This window comes from Streptococcus sp. TATVAM-FAB8, from assembly GCF_046592795.1.
In the GTDB taxonomy this organism is placed as follows: Bacteria; Bacillota; Bacilli; order Lactobacillales; family Streptococcaceae; genus Streptococcus; species Streptococcus ruminicola.
On record NZ_JAWVPQ010000022.1, the window covers coordinates 1 to 609 of the forward strand.

A 609-nucleotide genomic window follows, 5' to 3' on the forward strand; every position below is an offset into this window, starting at 1 on the left:
TCATTTGGACATTTTTGTCATGTTCCTTTTTCCTAATCCTTTCTATAATAAGGGTACCTTAACAATAAAAAGGAAAAAGGAGATCGTAACAGTGGATTTTGAACGTTATTTTCAAACCGTTAAACCAATTATTTTAAAATTACGCCGTCATTATTTTGTTAAACTCTGGGACTATGAGGATTGGATTCAAGAAGGTCGAATTGTTTTCTTTCAACTCTTAGAGGAGCATCCAGACCTCTTAATTAATGAAGGCAAACGTTATAGTTACTTTAAAACAAAATTTTCTAACCATGTTAAAGATATTATCCGCCATCAGGAATCCTTTAAGCGGAAATTTAATCGTATGCCTTATGAAGAAATTGGTGATATTAGTCACTGTGTGCCTCAGGTATCTTTCTTTGAAGTCGCAGATTACGTGGCTTATCAGGATAGCTTAGCTCGTTTACGAAGAACATTGGGAAGAGAAGACCGACTAAAGTTGGAAAAAGTGATTCGTGGGGAACGTTTTGAAGGGAAGAAAGCCTTTTTAAAAAGCATTGAACCGTATTTCTCAGATTTTAGACCATAAGAAAAGACCAGATGATTCTGGCCTTTTGCTTACTCTTCTGC

1 protein-coding gene is annotated in these 609 nt (G+C 35.5%); it reads left to right on the top strand.

Going from position 1 to position 609, the window contains the following annotated elements:
* The first annotated feature begins 91 nt into the window (after nucleotides 1–91).
* Nucleotides 92–568 carry a sigma-70 family RNA polymerase sigma factor gene (locus SFC32_RS08470; protein ID WP_039696070.1) on the top strand — a complete coding sequence of 159 codons (477 nt, stop codon included), beginning with the start codon at nucleotides 92–94 and terminating at the stop codon, nucleotides 566–568.
* The last annotated feature ends 41 nt before the right edge of the window (nucleotides 569–609 follow it).